Origin of the sequence: Gordonibacter sp. (assembly GCF_036667095.1) — a bacterium.
In the GTDB taxonomy this organism is placed as follows: domain Bacteria; phylum Actinomycetota; class Coriobacteriia; order Coriobacteriales; family Eggerthellaceae; genus Gordonibacter.
Genome location: NZ_JAVWUP010000171.1, coordinates 1 through 713 on the forward strand (window position 1 = coordinate 1; position 713 = coordinate 713).

1 protein-coding gene and 1 pseudogene are annotated in these 713 nt (G+C 52.0%); both read right to left on the reverse strand.

Annotation, left to right across the window (positions count from 1 at the left end):
- A pseudogene (locus tag RR842_RS11650) lies at positions 1–422 on the reverse strand (hypothetical protein); the annotation flags it as partial.
- A 44-nt stretch (positions 423–466) separates the two neighbouring features.
- On the reverse strand, positions 467–713 hold a 247-nt coding region (locus RR842_RS11655), incomplete at its 5' end, for a hypothetical protein (protein WP_332729823.1).

Here is a 713-nt window from a genome sequence, read left to right on the forward strand (position 1 = left end):
ATATGTTCGTCAATGCGATTTTGAATGAAGAGTTTGCGCTGTTCGATGGCGTTTTTTCCCAGATAGTGGTTGGTGCATTGGAATTGCGAAAGGGCGCGCAGCACATACCCTTGGTAGAGCATTCCCTCCGCAGTGACGGCTATGCGATGCTGGCGTAAGCGAGCAACTTCCTCGCAGCATGTCACACGCCCCAATAGGTAGTCGAGGTAATCTCGGGCAACGGGATCGTTTGTTTCGACCTGCTTAGCCAAGGAGTCGGCTGTTTGCTCGCGTTGTTCGTTGGCGCGGAGTTTGTCGATGTCGACGAGGCCGTATTGCTTGACGCCGTGCTCCTTCTTGTACTGGTGGAAAAGGTGTTGTGCCTCTTGGTAGTCGCTTTCGTCCACCAAGAGATAAAACTTCTGCATGCCCAGATAACCCTCGAGGGTGTTGCGCCAGTGCTCGTCTGCAACCTCTACGACATCGGCTAATACTCCTGCAAATACGCTTTGAGGGTAAGAAGGTCGGCGGGGTAGTCCTTGAGTCCCTTTTCAAGCTGCCCTCGTGCGGTGCGGTCCTCTTCGATGGAGCGAGCCAGCTCTTCTCGCGTTCTTTTCAGTTGATAGTGTATATCTTCCACGCTTGCGAAGAGACTCGATGTCGATTTAACTAGTTTCTCAAAAAAAGAGGAGTTTTGCCCGGGAGCTGTGAAGGTGAAATCTTCTTGTAGGTCG